Annotated in this window: 15 protein-coding genes; 9 read left to right on the top strand and 6 right to left on the bottom strand. The window is 57.9% G+C overall.

Annotated elements, in window-relative coordinates; genetic code table 11:
* Window position 1: 1 nt before the first annotated feature.
* Together ACZ5GQ_RS07480 and ACZ5GQ_RS07475 are read right to left on the bottom strand one after the other, a co-directional pair.
* Complete coding sequence (locus ACZ5GQ_RS07480; RefSeq protein ID WP_498856519.1) at window positions 2-952, bottom strand: branched-chain amino acid ABC transporter permease; 951 nt, start codon at window positions 950-952, stop codon at window positions 2-4.
* The gene (locus ACZ5GQ_RS07475; RefSeq protein WP_498856518.1) at window positions 942-1,832 is read right to left on the bottom strand and encodes a branched-chain amino acid ABC transporter permease; all 891 of its coding nucleotides are present in this window, start codon (window positions 1,830-1,832) and stop codon (window positions 942-944) included. Before ACZ5GQ_RS07475 ends, ACZ5GQ_RS07480 begins: the two co-directional genes overlap by 11 nt.
* A 269-nt stretch (window positions 1,833-2,101) precedes the next feature.
* Between ACZ5GQ_RS07475 and ACZ5GQ_RS07470 the strand changes: the two genes are divergently transcribed.
* Window positions 2,102-3,391, top strand: coding sequence for an ABC transporter substrate-binding protein (locus ACZ5GQ_RS07470; RefSeq protein WP_498856517.1), 1,290 nt, complete (start codon window positions 2,102-2,104; stop codon window positions 3,389-3,391).
* A 71-nt stretch (window positions 3,392-3,462) separates the two neighbouring features.
* Here the strand turns inward: ACZ5GQ_RS07470 and ACZ5GQ_RS07465 are convergent, their stop codons facing one another.
* A complete protein-coding gene (locus ACZ5GQ_RS07465; RefSeq protein WP_498856516.1) occupies window positions 3,463-4,671 on the bottom strand; it encodes an amidase in 1,209 nt (402 codons plus the stop codon).
* Window positions 4,672-4,740: 69 nt separating this feature from the next.
* Here ACZ5GQ_RS07465 and ACZ5GQ_RS07460 point away from each other — a divergent pair, with 69 nt between their 5' ends.
* Together ACZ5GQ_RS07460 and ACZ5GQ_RS07455 are read left to right on the top strand one after the other, a co-directional pair.
* The gene (locus tag ACZ5GQ_RS07460) at window positions 4,741-6,975 is read left to right on the top strand and encodes a bifunctional alpha,alpha-trehalose-phosphate synthase (UDP-forming)/trehalose-phosphatase (protein WP_498856515.1); all 2,235 of its coding nucleotides are present in this window, start codon (window positions 4,741-4,743) and stop codon (window positions 6,973-6,975) included.
* Window positions 6,972-8,111 carry a glycosyltransferase family 2 protein gene (locus ACZ5GQ_RS07455; RefSeq protein WP_498856514.1) on the top strand — a complete coding sequence of 380 codons (1,140 nt, stop codon included), beginning with the start codon at window positions 6,972-6,974 and terminating at the stop codon, window positions 8,109-8,111. The genes ACZ5GQ_RS07460 and ACZ5GQ_RS07455 overlap by 4 nt, the downstream gene beginning before the upstream one ends.
* Here the strand turns inward: ACZ5GQ_RS07455 and ACZ5GQ_RS07450 are convergent.
* Together ACZ5GQ_RS07450 and ACZ5GQ_RS07445 are read right to left on the bottom strand one after the other, a co-directional pair.
* Window positions 8,098-8,985, bottom strand: a complete 888-nt coding sequence (locus ACZ5GQ_RS07450; RefSeq protein ID WP_498856513.1) for a metallophosphoesterase family protein — start codon at window positions 8,983-8,985, stop codon at window positions 8,098-8,100. The two genes, ACZ5GQ_RS07455 and ACZ5GQ_RS07450, sit on opposite strands and share 14 nt — an antisense overlap.
* A complete protein-coding gene (locus ACZ5GQ_RS07445; RefSeq protein ID WP_498856512.1) occupies window positions 8,966-10,150 on the bottom strand; it encodes a PALP domain-containing protein in 1,185 nt (394 codons plus the stop codon). The genes ACZ5GQ_RS07450 and ACZ5GQ_RS07445 overlap by 20 nt, the downstream gene beginning before the upstream one ends.
* A gap of 110 nt (window positions 10,151-10,260) precedes the next feature.
* On the opposite strand from ACZ5GQ_RS07445, the gene ACZ5GQ_RS07440 reads away from it, so the two are divergent.
* From ACZ5GQ_RS07440 to ACZ5GQ_RS07415, 6 genes are all read left to right on the top strand, one after another.
* Entirely contained in the window at window positions 10,261-11,694 is a 1,434-nt protein-coding gene (locus ACZ5GQ_RS07440; protein WP_498856511.1) for a SelD-related putative sulfur metabolism protein, read from the top strand.
* Window positions 11,687-11,953 (top strand): acylphosphatase, encoded by a 267-nt coding sequence (locus tag ACZ5GQ_RS07435; RefSeq protein ID WP_498856510.1) that lies wholly within the window; start codon window positions 11,687-11,689, stop codon window positions 11,951-11,953. The genes ACZ5GQ_RS07440 and ACZ5GQ_RS07435 overlap by 8 nt, the downstream gene beginning before the upstream one ends.
* Before the next feature lie 104 nt (window positions 11,954-12,057).
* A complete protein-coding gene (locus tag ACZ5GQ_RS07430) occupies window positions 12,058-12,204 on the top strand; it encodes a hypothetical protein (RefSeq protein ID WP_498856509.1) in 147 nt (48 codons plus the stop codon).
* Window positions 12,205-12,254: 50 nt separating this feature from the next.
* Window positions 12,255-13,256: an HIT family protein gene (gene galT / locus ACZ5GQ_RS07425; protein ID WP_498856508.1), complete on the top strand. Its 1,002-nt coding sequence runs from the start codon at window positions 12,255-12,257 to the stop codon at window positions 13,254-13,256.
* A gap of 34 nt (window positions 13,257-13,290) precedes the next feature.
* The gene (locus ACZ5GQ_RS07420; RefSeq protein ID WP_498856507.1) at window positions 13,291-14,361 is read left to right on the top strand and encodes a galactokinase; all 1,071 of its coding nucleotides are present in this window, start codon (window positions 13,291-13,293) and stop codon (window positions 14,359-14,361) included.
* Between the two features lie 44 nt (window positions 14,362-14,405).
* Window positions 14,406-15,125: a hypothetical protein gene (locus ACZ5GQ_RS07415; RefSeq protein WP_498856506.1), complete on the top strand. Its 720-nt coding sequence runs from the start codon at window positions 14,406-14,408 to the stop codon at window positions 15,123-15,125.
* Here the strand turns inward: ACZ5GQ_RS07415 and ACZ5GQ_RS07410 are convergent.
* Window positions 15,117-16,031 (bottom strand): dihydrodipicolinate synthase family protein, encoded by a 915-nt coding sequence (locus ACZ5GQ_RS07410; RefSeq protein ID WP_498856505.1) that lies wholly within the window; start codon window positions 16,029-16,031, stop codon window positions 15,117-15,119. The genes ACZ5GQ_RS07415 and ACZ5GQ_RS07410 overlap by 9 nt on opposite strands.
* Window positions 16,032-16,076 lie beyond the last annotated feature (45 nt).

The raw sequence follows: 16,076 nt of genomic DNA, 5'->3' as shown, positions 1-16,076 counted from the left end.
GCTAGGGCAGCCTCAGGTGCGCCTTTCTGTTAAGCAAATCCACTAGGCCTCTCGGCATGAAGAGTATCAGCAGCACCAGCAGAATGCCGAACACTATGTTAAGGTATTCCGTGTAGTAGATGCCTATGAACTGGTAGACGCTGCTCAGTATTATGGAGCCCAGTATGGGCCCCGTGAGGCTCCCCGCGCCGCCGAATATAGCGTAGGTTATCACGTAGACGTCGGTGGCGACGCTGAATATATCAGGGTAGAAGAACGAGACGTACCAGCCGTACATGGCTCCAGCGACAGCAGCCATGAGAGCGCTTATCATCCACGCCAGGCCCCTTATGAGGGGCACGTTAATGCCGTCCATTGATGCTGTGAGCACGCTGCCCCTTATGGCCCTGAGGGCTAGCCCATAGCGGCTGTACTTGACCAGAGAAGTCACGGCCAGGAATATCAGGAGGAACGCAAAGGTCACGTAGTACGTCAGGTTAGGGTCATAGATGGTCACCAGCGACGCGCCCTTGCCGCCTCCCGTCCACCTTGCCAGCTCCGAGGAGGCCACGAGGTAGTTGACTGCCAGCAGGGCTGCCAGGGTGGCTATGGCAAAGTAGTGGGACCTGAGCCTGAACAGGGGCAGAAGAACTGCGGCGACGGCCATTGAGATGGCTATGCTGAAAAGGAAGGCCAGGGCGGGGTGAAGGCCGAGGACCAGGCCTATGTAGACGCCGTAGGCTCCAAGGCCGTAGAACACCGTGTAGCCGAAGGGGAGGTAGCCCGTGAACCCGTATATCATGTTTATTCCGAAGGCCAATATCATGTATATCATCATGCTGAGGAAGAAGAACTGGTTCCTGTAGGCCAGCGGGCCAGCCAGGAATATGACTGCCAAGACTGCTGCAAGTATGGCCAGCTCCCTTGCCTCCCTCTTGCCGAAGCCCACGGGGTTCCTTAGCTCAGACCTCACGCTGCTCACCTCCCAGCAGGCCTCCCGGCTTCGCCACGATTATTGCAAGCAGCGCTATGAACACTACTGCATAAGCGAGCGACGGCACGAAGACCTCAAGCACTTGATAGAAGACGCCGAATATGAGCCCCCCTATGACGGTGCTGAGGGGGTTCCCCAGGGCCCCTATGATGACTATCGTGAAGGCTATAGCTGTTATCTGAGTCCCTGCGGCAGCGTAGATGTTGCCAAACACGTACGGGGTGAAGGCTCCGGCCGCGCCAGCCAGGGCTATGCCATAGGCAAAGGCGAAGAGCGCCACAAGCTTCGAGTTCACGCCTAGGGCGGCCGACTGCTCGGGGTTCTGCATCATAGCCCTGGTGGCCCTGCCAAGGCCTGTCGTCTCAAGGTAGTAGTAGGTGAGTGCGAGCACCGCCGCTGAGATGCCTGCCATCACTATAAAGGCCTTGGGTATGCCGTGGCCCATGAACTCAACGGATCCCCCTAACAGTGCTGAGAAGGGTAGGCTGAGCGGGTACTCACCAAATATCAGGGTCGCTATGGCCTCTATGAACATGGAGATGCCGAAGAAGGCTATGAACGAGAACATCTCAGGATCCGAGCTGCCCTGGAGCTTTGGCACAAGAACGTAGTAGAGGGCTATGCCTACAACAAAGAACAGCAGGAACGCCATCACCATGGAGCCGAGGCTGTTAAGCCTGAACGCAGAGAAGAGCACGAAGGCCAGGTAGCCGCCCATAACTATCAGATCCCCGTGAGCTATGTTGACCATCCTAACTACGCCGAAGACTAGGTTCAGGCCCAGTGCCATAAACGCGAAGTAGAGGCCCTCTAGAAGGCCGACCACTAGAGCGTACCCTATAAGTGGGCCAACGTTCAACCTGCTACAGCCTCTGATCAACGTGGTATACACGCCTGGACTTAAAAGTTAACTTCAAGGCCAGCAATGCGAAACCCACTCGGGAGCCCGGTCAATGAGCTCGCGCAGCTGTTTGAACGCCTTGCAGTCGCTTTACCGAGAGATAATCCCTGGAAAACTTTTAGGAATAATGATCAGCAATCATAATAATAAATTAATACTCTGATAACTCAACTGTAGTCACACGACATAATAGGTAATCTAGGAGCGAGGTGGTAGGGGTTTTGAGTATGGCCCGTAAGAGCATATCGACCACGATTCTGGCGGTCATTATTGTAGTGGTGGTCATAATAGTTGCCGTGGGGGGATACTACGCGTACGTGGCAACTAGGAAGCCGTCAGTTAAGTACATAACTATTGGAGTGGTTTACGACTCCAGCGGCGAGTTCGCGTCATCATCAATGCCTGAGTACGAGGGCCTTGAGCTCTGGGCGGACTGGGTCAACAGCCACGGGGGCATATACGTTAAGCAGTACGGCAGGAACCTCACGGTCAAGGTAATCGCCCTCAACGCCGCCAGCAACCCCTCGACGGCTGAGAGCGACTACGAGACCCTGGTCAACACCTACCACGTTGACATACTCGTGGCAGACTTCGGCTCAGTGATGACGGCCCCAGCCGTGAGCTTCACAAACGCCAGCCACGTGCTTCTCTGGGACGTGACCGGCAGCTCGTTCAAGTTCTTCACTAACAACAATTACATAATACTGACAAGCCTGCCAGTCTCGCCGTACTTCGTGCTCTACGTCCCAGGGTTCCTGCACATGCTAGGCATCCATAACGTTGCAGTAATATATGACGATAACGACTTCAACGCCTACCAGTCCTACTTCCTGGCCCCTGGCCTAAGCAACTATGGCATCAAGGTCGTCTATAACACGAGCGTGGCCACATCAACGTCACAGTACACTAGCCTGATAGCAGCTGTTGAGAGCCTACACCCGCAGGCCGTGCTTGAGCTTGGCTACCCGACCAACGATGAGGCCTTCCTCTCGCAGGTGGAGGCCTCGCACGCCTGCTTCCCGCTCGTGTTGACCAACTTCCCAGGACAGCTGCTCCCAATATTTGTCAGCAGTGAGCCAACTGCTGTTAACGGCACCTTCACCCTCGCCTACCCGCCCATAGTGGAGTACACGCCGCAGATGGCGTCGAAGCTGGGCCTCCAGTGGTTTGGGCCCACGCTGCCGCAGTTCGAGAGCATGTGGGTGAACTTCACCCACACGCCGCCCAACTTCCTGGCAATAGCCGGCTTCAACGCAGGCCTCATAATCCAGCTGGCCATACAGGACGCTGGGACCCTTAGCCAGGCGGCGCTCAAGCAGGCGGTGCTTAACGACATAAGCGGCAAGGTGATGACAATAGATGGCATATTCAACGTGACCTCAAACGGGATGCAGGTAGGTGAGAACCCAATACCTGCCCAGGTCTTCGTGTGGCCCAACGGGACGACCACTGTTAACCTGCTCTACCCGTCCGAGTACGCCAATGCCACAGCCGTCTACCCGGAGCCCTGTCCATGAAATTATAGATGATAAGCCCCCTGCTAAGGTTCCTGAGCCTTTTATTATTTCCTTTTTTATTTATTTTATTTTTAGAGACTCAACAGGCGTTCGGCCAGCCCTATGAGCTCCAGGTCCTCTCCAGGCTTCCCTATAAGCTGAAGTCCCACGGGCAGCCCCCCAACCTTAAACATAGGCACTGAGATCGCTGGCGCACCAACAAAGGGGGCGAGCCACGAGTCGCCAGTCAGCAGGTCCCTGATAGGTCCGTCCTCATTGCCTATAACCTCGTCTATCCGCGGCGCCGGTACAGCAGTTGATGGCAATATCATTGCATCAAAGTTCCTCATGACTGACATGAACTCATCCTTGACTCTCCTCATGACCTCCAGCGCGGTGGCGTAGTCAGTGGCTTTGAACTCCAGCCCCTTCTCGAGGAGTCTTCTGACGTCCGGGAAGTACTCCTGCCACCTGTCCCTGAAGGGCAGGTGAACGCTGGAGGCCTCGGAAAGCCTTATCACAGTAAACGACTCCCTGCCCCTGGCCCTTGCTATAGGGAGGTCAACCTCGACGGCGTTCAGCCTCGTGGCCAGGTCCCAGAAGGCCCTGGCGACCTCCCTGTCAGCCACGATAAGCCCCCTTGGCACGGCAAGCCTGGGCCGCCCCTGGAGAGGCCTGACCTTCCTCCTCCCCCTGATCATTATTGCCTGAAGGGCCCTCCGGAGCAGCTCAAGGTTTGACGCTATGACACCAACCTCGTCAAAGGTGGGCGAGAGCGGGAAGACCCCAGCCTTAGGCGTTGAGCCCGAGGTGGGCCTGAAGCCGAAGACCCCGCAAAGGGAGGCCGGGATCCTCACGGAGCCGGCAGTATCAGTGCCTATGGCGACCTCGACTATGCCGGCGGCCACCGCGGCGGCGCTGCCTCCGCTGCTCCCGCCAGCTATCCTGTCCCTGTCAAGGGGGTTCCTGGTGGGCCCAAAGACGGACGACGTCGTGGTTGCCCCTGAGGCGAACTCATGCGTGTTGCCTTTGCCTATAACTACAAAGCCCGCCCTGCGCAGTCTCTCGACCACCGCCGCGTCCTCCTTGGGCACGTAGTCCTTAAACACCCTTGAGCCCATGGTTGTCCTAAGGCCCTTGGTGTAAACTATGTCCTTTATTACTATTGGGACTGGGGTTAGGCCCCTTCTGACCACCGCTTTTGCCTCGACCTCTGCCTTATCGTTTATCGTGACCACGGCATTTATGTCGGCAAGCCTGGCGGCCTTCTCGAGGGACTCGCTGACCTCCAAGCCTTGCACCTGTATACCTAGAGCTCACTTGAAAAATATATGCCTCTTAGCCTCCTTGAGAGCTAAGGAGGGTTCATAGTGTCAAGCAACATATCTTACCTGCTGGGCACGTCAAGGCTGCTGCTGGTGTCCAACAGGCTTCCGTTCACGGTTAAGGTAGACCAGAAGGGCCAGGTAAGCCTAGCGCCCAGCACAGGAGGCCTCGCCACCGGCATGAGGCCGCTCCTGGAGAGCGGCATAGCCACGTGGGTCGGCTGGCCAGGGATCAGCGAGGAGGCCGCGGGAGACCTCAGGGACTCGATAGGCAAGGCCCTCAGGCTCAGGGGCGTGGTCCCGGTCTGGCTTAGCTCTAAGGAGATAGAGGGGTACTATGAGGGGTTCTGCAACAGCACCATATGGCCCCTCTTCCACTACTTCGTTGAGAGGGCAGTCTACAATGAGGACTACTGGAGGTGGTATGTGGAGGTCAACAGGAAGTTCGCTGACGTCGTGCTTCAGGTCTACAGGAGGGGCGACGTAATATGGGTTCATGACTACCACCTGATGTTATTGCCCTCACTGCTGAGGGAGAAACTAGGGGATGACGTTCCCATAGGGTTCTTCCTCCACATCCCGTTCCCCTCATTTGAGGTCTTCAGGCAGCTGCCATGGAGGGAGGACCTAATAAGGGGGCTCCTCGGGGCTGACCTCATAGGCTTCCACACCTATGACTACATGAACTACTTCCTTGAGAGCGTCAGGAGGCTCCTCGGCATAGAGCACTACCTTGGAGAGCTGAAGTACGGCGAGAGGAGCGTTAAGGTAGACGTCTTCCCGATGGGAATAGACTTTGGGGGCATCAGGTCTGCTGCCATGGGGGAGGCCGTAACAGCTAAGTACAACGAGCTGAGGAAGAAGCTGGGCAACGTCAAGGTAGTATTCTCAATAGACAGGCTCGACTACACTAAGGGCCTGCCCGAGAGGCTCAGGGCCTTCAAGAGGTTCCTCGAGAAGTACCCCGAGTACCGCGGCAAGGTATCCTATGTATTTGTTGTATCCCCCTCGCGGGAGAGGGTTGAGGAGTACGCCAGGCTTAAGAGGGAGATAAACGAGCTTGTGAGCGAGATAAACGGCCAGTTCTCAACGCTGGAGTGGACCCCAGTCATTTACATAAGGAGGTTCATACCCGAGGACGAGCTGTTTGCCTTGTACAGGCTTGCTGATGTGGCCCTCATAACTCCCCTCAGGGATGGCATGAATTTAGTGGCGAAGGAGTACATAGCTGCCAACGTTGGTCACAACGGCGTCCTTATAATCAGCGAGGGAGCGGGCGCGTCGAGCGACCTGGTGGAGGCCATAGTGGTAAACCCCAATGACTACGACGGCGTTGCCGACGCGCTGAAGAGAGCCCTTGACATGAGTGACTATGAACGCGAGAACAGGATGGCCTCCCTAGAGAGCAGGGTCTCTAGCTATGATGTCAACGCCTGGTCATATGACTTTATCTCGACGCTCCTGTCATTCAAGAAGACCCAGGTGACAGAGATAGAGGAGGCCAGGACCAGGAGGCTCTCAGGCATGCAGCTAACTATGGTCGTGAGCTCCTTCATAGCTTCAAGGAACAGGATACTCTTCCTCGACTATGACGGGACGCTTGTGCCCCTCACGCAGTTCTCGTGGATGGCCAGGCCTGACGATGAGCTCAAGGGGCTGCTGTCCAGGATGGCGTCAAAGCCTAACACTAAGGTAGTTATAGTGACCACCAGGTCAAGGACCTCGATAGAGTCCATGCTGGGGGACGTCAAGGGCATTGACATAGCTGCGGAGAACGGCGGCTGGCTGTACGTCGATGGGAAGTGGTCCCAGGGGGTGGCGGCGAGCGACCTAAGCTGGAAGCAGGAAGTGATGAAGATACTTACGTCGTTCACCAAGAGGACCCCTGGCTCCTACGTCGAGGAGAAGGACTTCTCGATAGTTTGGCACTACCGCAACGTGCCCAGCGAGCTCGGCGAGGCCAGGTCAAACGAGCTGATGGACCTGCTCTCAAGGTTCATAGCGGTTCACCCTAACCTGGCGGTGGTCAGGGGACCCATGAGCGTAGAGGTTAGGCTGGCCGAGCTCACCAAGGCGAGGGCTGCCCTGAACTGGCTCTCCAGGGGAAGTTACGACTTCATATTTGCGGCCGGGGACTCCGGTGATGATGAGGACCTATTTGCGTCACTTCCGCAGGGAGCCGTAACGGTTAAGGTAGGCTACGGCCCCAGCAAGGCTAAGTATTACGTGGCGAGCCCGCAGGAGCTGAGGGAAGTGCTCCTAAGGCTGGCTGAGTCATGATGACCCTGCTGAGGTACCTCCTCTACTTGCTGGTCTGGCTCCTATCAGCTGCAGCAACGGGGATCTACGCTTATGGCATCATCAGGTTCCGGAGGAGCGTCTCCCTCCTAAGGAAGCTCGAGGATGGCGAAGTTAAGAGGCCAGTGGAGGTAGTTGTAGCAGCCAGGAACGAGGAGCGCAGGATAGGGGAGCTCATGAGGTCCCTCTCGTGGCAGCCCCTCAGGGACGTGATCCTAGTTGACGATAACAGCTCCGACGGCACCGTCAGAAAGGCGAAGGAGGAGCTCAAGGGGGTGGAGCTTAAGGTTATCAGTGCAGAGGACCCCCCGCCAGGCTGGCTCCCTAAGCCCCACGCGCTTGAGCTAGGCGCCAGCAAGGTCAACGTAGGTTCCTCAATTCTGTTCCTTGACGCTGACGTCAGGGGAAGCCTCGGCGCAGTTATAGCGACGGCGTCCACTACGAGGCCCGGGGAACTGATAGCCTTTGAGCCTAGGTTCGTCTGTAGGACGTCACTGTGCAGGTTCACCCAGCCGCTGCTCACGTCAATAGTCCACGGTTTCTTTGGGTTTGACAGGGCGCTCAGCCCAGGAGACAGGCACTCGATGATGTTTGGCTGCTGCTGGTCAATAGACCCGTACTCATTCTGGGAGTCAGGAGGCATGGCCCAGGTCAGGGACAGCGTAGTTGAGGACAGGACCCTGGCAGTGAAGCTCAAGGAGAGGGGCTTCAGGCTGAGGCCCTACGACGCCAGGGGGAACCTAATGGTCGAGTCCTGGGGCACGGCGAGGGACTTCGTGAACCTAATAAGGAGGGTCTCCTACGCGGTGGCCAACACGATGAGCCTGCAGTCTTACCTGGCCTTCTCGGCGGGCGTCACGACCTTAATGGTTTGGCCCCTTGCGGCGATCCCGCTGGCAGCTCTAGGCTATACGCTGCTCGCCCTTGGGCCGGCCGTAAGTTATGTGGCGCAGGCGGCGTTCACTGCCATGGGCCAGGAACTGGAAGGCATAAGGGGGCCCTGGTTCCTCATGTCGCCGCTAGCCGGGGCCCTAGTCGCCTATGGGTTTATCACGGCGAGGTTTAAGCCCATCTCGTGGAGGGGCAGGACGCTCAGGCCGAGCATTACAGACACTTAAGTACAAGGCCGTCATTATCAAGTATCAGGGCCCCGGCCCTGCCTCCGTGGTACCTGCTTGAGAACACGGTTATCACCCCGCCGCTGACCTCACGCCTAGCGCGCCACTCGTTGCACTTAAGCGACCCCATGGGCCTGCCGTCGTGCCTTATCACGAAGGCGCCATCAACAACCTCGTGACCCCTAATTATTAGGTCCAGGCCGTTCTTCCTAAGGAACGAGGACCACGCCAGCCTCCCATAGTAGTAGATTCCAGGCCCCCTCGGGTTGGGCTCAAAGTACTCCACGTCTCCGTTTGGGTCGTTCCAGAGCATCTGAAAGAGCACGTCATCGGCCAGCTCCAGGTACCGCCTGGTGCCCTTGACGCCCGAGTAGTGTAGCTCAACGTCACTGAGCGACGTCGGCACGTCAGGCCTGGCGCAGTCAGAGCATGGTATGCCTCCGTGGACCAGGAAGGCCCCGAGGCCCACGGCCGCGGCGGGCAGGTCCTGGTATGCCCTTACCACGTGTGAGAAGAGCTCCGTGGCCTGCATGTATAGAACCTCCTCGTAGAACCCGTAGCCCTCGTTCATCCTGGGGTCCTCGTGGTCGCCCCTCAGGGGTATGAACCTGTTGGGCTCAGAGCTGGCGAGGCTGAGGACCTTAACTATGGTCTGGGAGCTGTTCGGCCCCCTGTCGACGTAGTCCCCTAACATTATAGCTTTGTCTACCGAGAACTCATCCACCAGCTGCTCGAACCTGTCGACAACCTCATCGTATCCATGGACGTCGCCGAGCACTGCCAAGCTCTTAGCCCCATCGAGGTGGACTATAAGGGGCAGCTTCCTTAGGGTTTCAACAGCATCATCAACTACCTTAATGGCCTCCTCCCACAACCTCCCCGCTCCCTAGCCTTGAGAGGTAGCGGTCCAAGTACTTAATGCCATGATCGGGGATCACTACTATGTAGTCTCCCTCCTCTAGCTTGCCTTTCTTACGCAGCGCTGCCACGGCCGCGCCTCCGCTCATCCCAAAGAGGAGGCCGTTGGTCCTGGCAACCGCTATTGCTGAGTCTATGGCCTCCGAGTCGGTGACGTCAATAACCTCGTCGGGCCTCTCGGCCATGGGCCACCACTTCGAGGGATCCTGCCTCCTGATGCCGGGTATAACGCTTCCCTCGGCGGGCTGCACGCCGAAGATCTTGACGTCGGGCCTCCTGTTCTTGAAGTAAAACGCTATACCAGCTGAGTGGCCGCGGGTGCCGAGGGTCACAAATATGCCCTTGAGCTTGAGGCCCAGGAAGTTGGCCTGGAGCTCTATCTCCTTGGCAGTGGTCCCTACGTGCGTTAACGGGTTGGCTATATTTTCAAACTGGTTAGGCATTATAGCGCCCTCGGCCCTGGCCTCAGCGATGGCAGAGGGGAGGGCCTCAACAGTAGACGAGCCCCTCACCACGACCTCGGCCCCTAGGACCCTCAGCATTGAGGGGCCGAAATCTTCAGCGGTGATCGGCACGTAGATCCTTGCCCTCAGGCCCAGGGCGGCTGAAAGCGCCGCGAGGGCTATGCCCGTGTTAGAGGAGGACACCTCAAAAATTTTACTGGCGCCAGGGTTCCTCGTGAGGGCGTCCATCAGTATCCCGAGGGCCGTCCTGTCCTTTATGCTGAGGCTGAGCGGGTTGTACCACTCAAGCTTGGCCCACACCCTCACTCCCTGGCCCCAGTCACCCCTCAGCATAACCATGGGCGTCGGCCTGTCGCTGTTAAGGAGCTCCATGACGTCCCTGTAGGCCCTGTACTCGTTAGACAAGGCGTTGTCGTAGAAACCCAGGGCCTCAAGTGGTATGGGCCCACCCTCCCTCAGGCCATCGCTGACGGGGGCCAGCCTGCACCTGAGCCACCTCAGGGCCCAGTAGTCGGCCGCGCCGTCGACTACCGCGTTTCCTTTCACGGCGAGCGAGGAGGCCACGGAGTTGGACCTCAGCATGGACCTCATGGAGTTCAGCAGCTCCTCAAGGCTTACATCCTTGGCAGTCAGCTCCTCGAGGGGCCTAAGCCTCAAGCCTGCACCAGCCCAGCTCTGCTACAGTTTAAGGACTTTTAACGGGCCATGCAATTCTCTTTATAAAAAAGGCTTAAATTCTCTATTAGAGAATATTATCGCGAGCAGCCATGGTAAGTGAGGAGGTCAAGGAGAGGCTTCGCAATGTGAGGTTGATGGCGGCCCACTACAGGTCCCTGGGGGCGGACCCCATGTCTTTGGCCGCGGGCTGCTCTGTCAAGGTGGACCTGCTCAGGGTTGTGTACCCCGCCATGAAGTCCCTGAGGCCCAAGCTTGGAGAGTCTATAGAGATTGCCGAGAGGGAGGACGCGGACGTCTTTGTAGGAAACCACAATGACATAGAGGTAGCCAGGTTCGTGGCGCCCCTGGGGACCGAGTTCGAGCCAAGCAGGAGGCTCTCAAGGCAGGCCAGGGCCGCGGTACTGATACAGGCTTACCAGCTTAACGCAGAGTCCCCGGAGAAGTTCGCAGCCAGCGTGGAGCCAGCCTACAGGTCTCTCGCCAAGTGCGCGCCCCGCATAAGGATAGGCAAGGGCCACTCAATAGTGACCCCATTCAGGGAGGACGAGTTCATACTTGCTGACCTCGTCTCGTCGGGGGAGGGCGACGAGTTCATAGCTATAAACAACGACACCATGCACATAATAGACCCAACCCAAGACCCGCTTGACATAAGGCAGGTCTCAGGGGCAATATCGAACGCCCTCAACGACCTGTTCGTCATAGGGGTTCACAGGGGCCTCATGATAGCGCCCGTGATAAATGCCCCCACTCAGGACCTCAGGGAGAAGCTCGTTGAGAACGCCCGCGAGTTCTCTAAGACCGTAGGGGCAGAGGTGCTCGACGTCCCAGGCCCTGGCAGGGGAAGGCTACTCATGGGCGCCACGGTAATAGGCTACAGCGGCAGGCAGCCGCCACAGTTCTACGACAGGGTTAGGCCAGGCATGAAGGTCATAGCCACAAGGCCCTTGGGGGAGCTGGCGCCGATAACTACGTACCTCACAGCAGCGATAGATGAGAGCGTCGTTGACGAGCTTGAGGCCGAGGGGATGAGCTTTGACGAGCTGGAGAGGCTTAAGGAACAGGCCGTCAACATAATATCGTCACCTAACGTGGCTGCGGCTGAGGTCATCGAGAAATACCTGCCCGCCTTTGGTGAGGAGTACAGCCCGGACGAGCACATAGCAGCAACTACTGACGTGACGGGGCCAGGGATTTATGTTATCAAGGAGCTGGCCGAGCTCTCAAGGACAACTATAAGGATAGACCAGTTCCCCCTGCTGTTCCCAGAGATAGCCAGGTTCGCCACGGAGCACTTCATTATGCCCAACGCCACCGCCGGGACCAACGGGGGCTTCATAATAATAGCCCCCGAGCAGGTGGCCGACGACATAGTGAGGGACCTGAGGTCTAGGGGCTACTTGCCGTCAATAATAGGTGAAGTCATTGCCAAGGGCGCGCCGAAGGTGATACCGCCTAAGGACATTTCACATTATATATACGATGAGGCCGTACTTTCTGAGCTGGGTGCGGGAGGTGCCTGAGGCCTGCAAGAGGATCAGGGTGACCGGCGTGGTCCAGGGCGTCGGCTTCAGGGCCTACGTGAGGAGGCACGCCACAATGCTGGGCCTCACGGGCTACGCTAAGAACATGCCGGACGGCAGCGTTGAGATAGTGGCCCAGGGCCAGGAGAGGTCCATAGAGGAACTGCTCCAACAGCTGAGGGAGAGCCACTTTGACATAGACAACATAGAGGTAGAGGACCTGACGGGCTGCAACTACGCCCACTTCACCACCATGTGAGGTGACCCGCCATAACCGATAGGGCGTCAAAGGTCCTTGACCTCAGGGGCCTCGACTGCCCAGAGCCTGCCGTACTGCTTTACCGTGAGTTTGGGAAGCTCAGCGTGGGCGAGTGGGTCGAGGCCGAAGTTGACATAAAGGAGTGCGCCTTTATCGCTGCAGAGCTCATAAATAGGAGCGGCTTTGGGGTGGCCACCGTAGAGGAGCTAGGAACTAGACGGTATAAGGTGAGGGCACTCAGGACGAGGTAAGGCAAGTCCGCCTTTATTTCTAGGGAGGCCCGCTGCACCCGGCGGGCAACTTGAGGGAGCTCAGGTACAACCCGCTCACCGGCCAGTGGATAATGGTGTCAAGCGAGAGGGCCCACAGGAGGTGGAGGCCCCAGGGGTATTGCCCGTTCTGCCCGGGGGCTGAGGAGACTGGCTACGGCTGGGATGCACTAGTACTTCCCAACAGGTTCGCCGTGCTCTCAAAGGACGCGGAGCCCGTGATGGGCGGTGACGTCCTCAGGAGGGCCCAGGCCTACGGCGACTGCGGCGTGATAGTTGAGACCCCAGAGCACAACGTTAAGGACCTGGACGAGCTCAGCCTTGACCACGTGGTCAAGGTCCTGAAGCTGTGGCAGGAGGTAACGGCCAAGGAAATGTCCGACAGGAGGATAATCTACCTGGCAATATTCAGGAACAAGGGCGAGGAGGTTGGGGTGTCTCTCACACACCCCCACGGGCAGTACTACGCCATGCCGTTCTTCCCGCTCAGGCCAAGGCTAATAGCTGATAACGCAAGGAAGTACTACAGGAGGTTCGGCAGGTGCGCCTTCTGTGACATAGTGAGGAAGGAGCTTGAGGACAAGGAGAGAGTAGTCTACTCCAACGGCCGCTTCGTTGCTTTCCTGCCCTACTACGCCTCGTGGCCCTTTGAGCTGCACGTCTACCCCCTCAGGCACGTCCAGTACATAACGGAGCTCAGCGACGAGGAGCTGAAGTATATGGCTGACGCCCTGAGGGCCTCGCTGGGAACTCTCAACGCCCTGTTCTCAAGGCAGATGCCTTACACCTTCAACCTTTTCCAGGCGCCGCTTAAGGGAAGGTGGCCCTTCCTTCACATGCACCTGGAGATATACCCGCTGCTCAGGGACAGGGACAAGCTGAAGTACGCGGCCGGCATAGAGATGTCCACCTGGGACTTCACCTATGACAGCGTGCCAGAGGAGAACGCCGAGCTACTGAGGAGGGCCTGCGAGTCAGTGAAGTCCAAGCTGGGCCTCATGGGAGTGTGCGGCGCGGGGCCAGGCATTATTTAGGTGGGGCGCCCACAGGGGTACCAGGAGGCTCAACATGATAACCGTCAGGTCGCCCGGCAGGGTTAACATAATTGGAGAGCACACAGACTACGCCCTAGGCTACGTTATGCCCATGGCCATCCAGCTGGGCACCACCTTCACCGCCGAGCCCTCCCTGGACGAGAGGACGTGCATATACTCTGAGGCCATGAAGGAGGAGCTTTGCTTCGGCGACGAGCTGGTCAGGGAGGGCAAGTGGATAGACTACGTCAAGGGGGTCTACTACGCAATAAGGAGCAGGGGGCTCAGGTACATGCATGTCAGCGGCAGGCTGAGCGGCGACCTGCCCATGAGCTCCGGCCTCAGCTCCTCTGCAAGCCTAGAGATGGCCATAGCTGTAGCCCAGAATGAGCTGGCAAGGCTGGGCCTCTCGAAGCTTGAGCTTGCTAAGTTAGGGGTCACCGCAGAGAATGAGTTCCTCGGGATACCAAGCGGCATCCTGGACCAGTTCGCTGCCGTGATGGGTAAGGAGGGCAGGGCCGTGTTTACCGACACGGAGACGCTCAGCTATGAGTACGTCCCGATACCTGACGATGTCGAGTTCCTGGTCTTCCACACGGGCATAAGGAGGGCTGTCGCAGGCACGGAGTACTCCGAGAGGGTCAAGGTCGTTAAGTCTGCCCTCAGGGCCCTTGGGGTCAACTCATCAAAGTACGTGAGGGAGGAGCAGCTCTCGAGGCTTGATGAGCTGCAGAGGAAGAGGCTTGGGTACGTCATAAGGGAGAACGCCAGGGTCCTGGCCGTGAGGGACGCCCTGAGGAACGGCGACGTGGTAACCGCCGGCAGGCTGCTGACGGAGGCGCACTGGGACATTGCTAAGAACTATGAGGTTAGCGTTCCAGAACTTGACTTCTTCGTGGAGTTCGCGACCTCCCACGGAGCCTACGGGGCTAGGCTGACAGGAGCAGGCTTTGGAGGCGCAGCCATAGCACTGGTCGACAGGGGCAAGGGGGAGCAGCTTGGCAGGGAGGCCGAGGAGGAGTACGTCAAGAGGTTCCCGCACAGGCCGCAGCACTGGGTCGTTACCCCGGCCGAGGGGGCAAGGGTGATCGAGGTCAGGCCTTGAATCAGCTTTATACCTTGCAATGCCGGACATAGAGGGGGTGGCGATTGGACAGGCAGGCAATTATTGAGGGCGTGGCCCTCATAGTAATAGGGGTCATCGCGCTGGGCCTCTACCTGGGCCTAGCTATGAGCCAGCTCACAATATATTACCCGCTGAGGGGCTCGTCACTGGCAGAGAACCCCACCTACGAGGCCCTCTTCTATAACGTGACTGCAAGGCTTTACCAGGAGAACAGCACCGGGTGGGCCCTAATAATGGTTAGGTTCAACCAGACGCAGCCTCCATTCATAGTTATGGGCGTCTATGTCATCCGTACAGGCGGGTCGCCTGTAATAACGGCGTCGCTGCAGAGCCTGGCCCTTCAGCCCACGGAGGTCCTTGAGTCAGCACAGCCCTTTGTGCTGAACGAGACCGAGCTCGAGCACCTGCCTCACCTTGTCTACTACCTTAACGGCGTTCCCTACGCCGCGGCCCAGCTGAACGTGACCAATATAAGTAATGGCAAGCTGAGGGGGTCCATAACGTCCTACTATGACCTGAGCACCGGGAACCTGCTCTTCGCCAACTTAACCTACACTTATGTCAACGGCACCCCGTACTCGACAGCCATCTACAGGCTCTATAACGTGACTGTGCTGTTCTATCACAACGGAGTCCTCAGGGTCCAGAACGTGCCCCTGGTTTACTTCGCCTATGGGGTCCTCGCAATGGTGGCCGGCGTCGGCATGGTGCTAGGGGCTATCAGGATAATCGGCTCAGCCTAGCTCTTTCTTGGCCTCCTCAACTATTTTCATAGCATCCCTCATCTCGTCGTCGCTGAGCGGCCTGAGCGGCTCCCTGACGAACCTCTTCACTGGGGTCCCCATGGCCTCCAGCGCGCCCTTTATCACTGCAGGCGACTCGGCCCCCTGTCCGCCCATCCAGTACAGCCTGCTCAGGCTAAGTATCGAGGCGTTGAACTTCTCCGTGAGCCCCCAGTCCTTTGACTCGAAGGCCCTTATGAGGCCCACGTAGGGCTCAGGCATAATGTTGCCGAGCCCTGGAACCACCCCGTCGCCCCCAGCGAAGAGCGTAGGGAGCAGCATGTAGTCAAGGCCTGTCAGCACGCTGAAGTCCTTCCTAACGGCCTTGACTTCCCTTATGAGCTCCACCAGGTATGAGAAGTCTGCAAACGTGACCTTAGCCGCCGACACGTTGCTGAACTCCTTAGCTAGCCTCACGTAGATGCTGATGGGCACGACAACCCCCGTGTTCAGCGGGTTATTGTATATTATCACAGGGACGTCAACACTCTTGGCCACTGCTGAGAAGTGCCTGTACATGATCTCATCAGAGGACCTGTAGAAGAACGGGGGCAGGACGACAACTCCGTCGGCGCCTACGTTAACGAACTCCTTTGCCATTTTGACTGAGTCCTCGGTCCTCAGGGAGCTGACGCCTGGGAGCACCATTACCCCTGACGGGGCTACGTTGACAGCTGTCTTCACGAGCCTAAGGGCCTCGTCAAAGGTTACGTGGACGAACTCGCCAGTGGTGGAGTTGGGGAAGAGGCCGTTGACTCCGCTCTCCACGAGCCTCTTAACGTGCCACTCGAAGGCGTCGTAGTCGACCTTAAGGTCAGCCGTGAAGGGCGTTATGAGGGGTATGACCACCCCTTCAACCCTGGGCAACCTTCCACCCGGCTCCCCCTTCAGCGTGGGGCATTAATAGGGCCA

This window comes from Caldococcus noboribetus (genome assembly GCF_055389385.1).
The sequence above is the reverse complement of the archived record's forward strand: the minus strand, read 5'-3'. Positions and strand labels throughout refer to the sequence as shown.

What these genes read in the sequence shown, in the direction of transcription:
- ACZ5GQ_RS07455 (WP_498856514.1), top strand. Translation starts at nt 6,972, where the DNA reads ATGATGACCCTGCTGAGGTACCTCCTCTACTTGCTGGTCTGGCTCCTA.
- ACZ5GQ_RS07420 (WP_498856507.1), top strand. Translation starts at nt 13,291, where the DNA reads ATGATAACCGTCAGGTCGCCCGGCAGGGTTAACATAATTGGAGAGCAC.
- ACZ5GQ_RS07470 (WP_498856517.1), top strand. Translation starts at nt 2,102, where the DNA reads ATGGCCCGTAAGAGCATATCGACCACGATTCTGGCGGTCATTATTGTA.
- ACZ5GQ_RS07440 (WP_498856511.1), top strand. Translation starts at nt 10,261, where the DNA reads ATGGTAAGTGAGGAGGTCAAGGAGAGGCTTCGCAATGTGAGGTTGATG.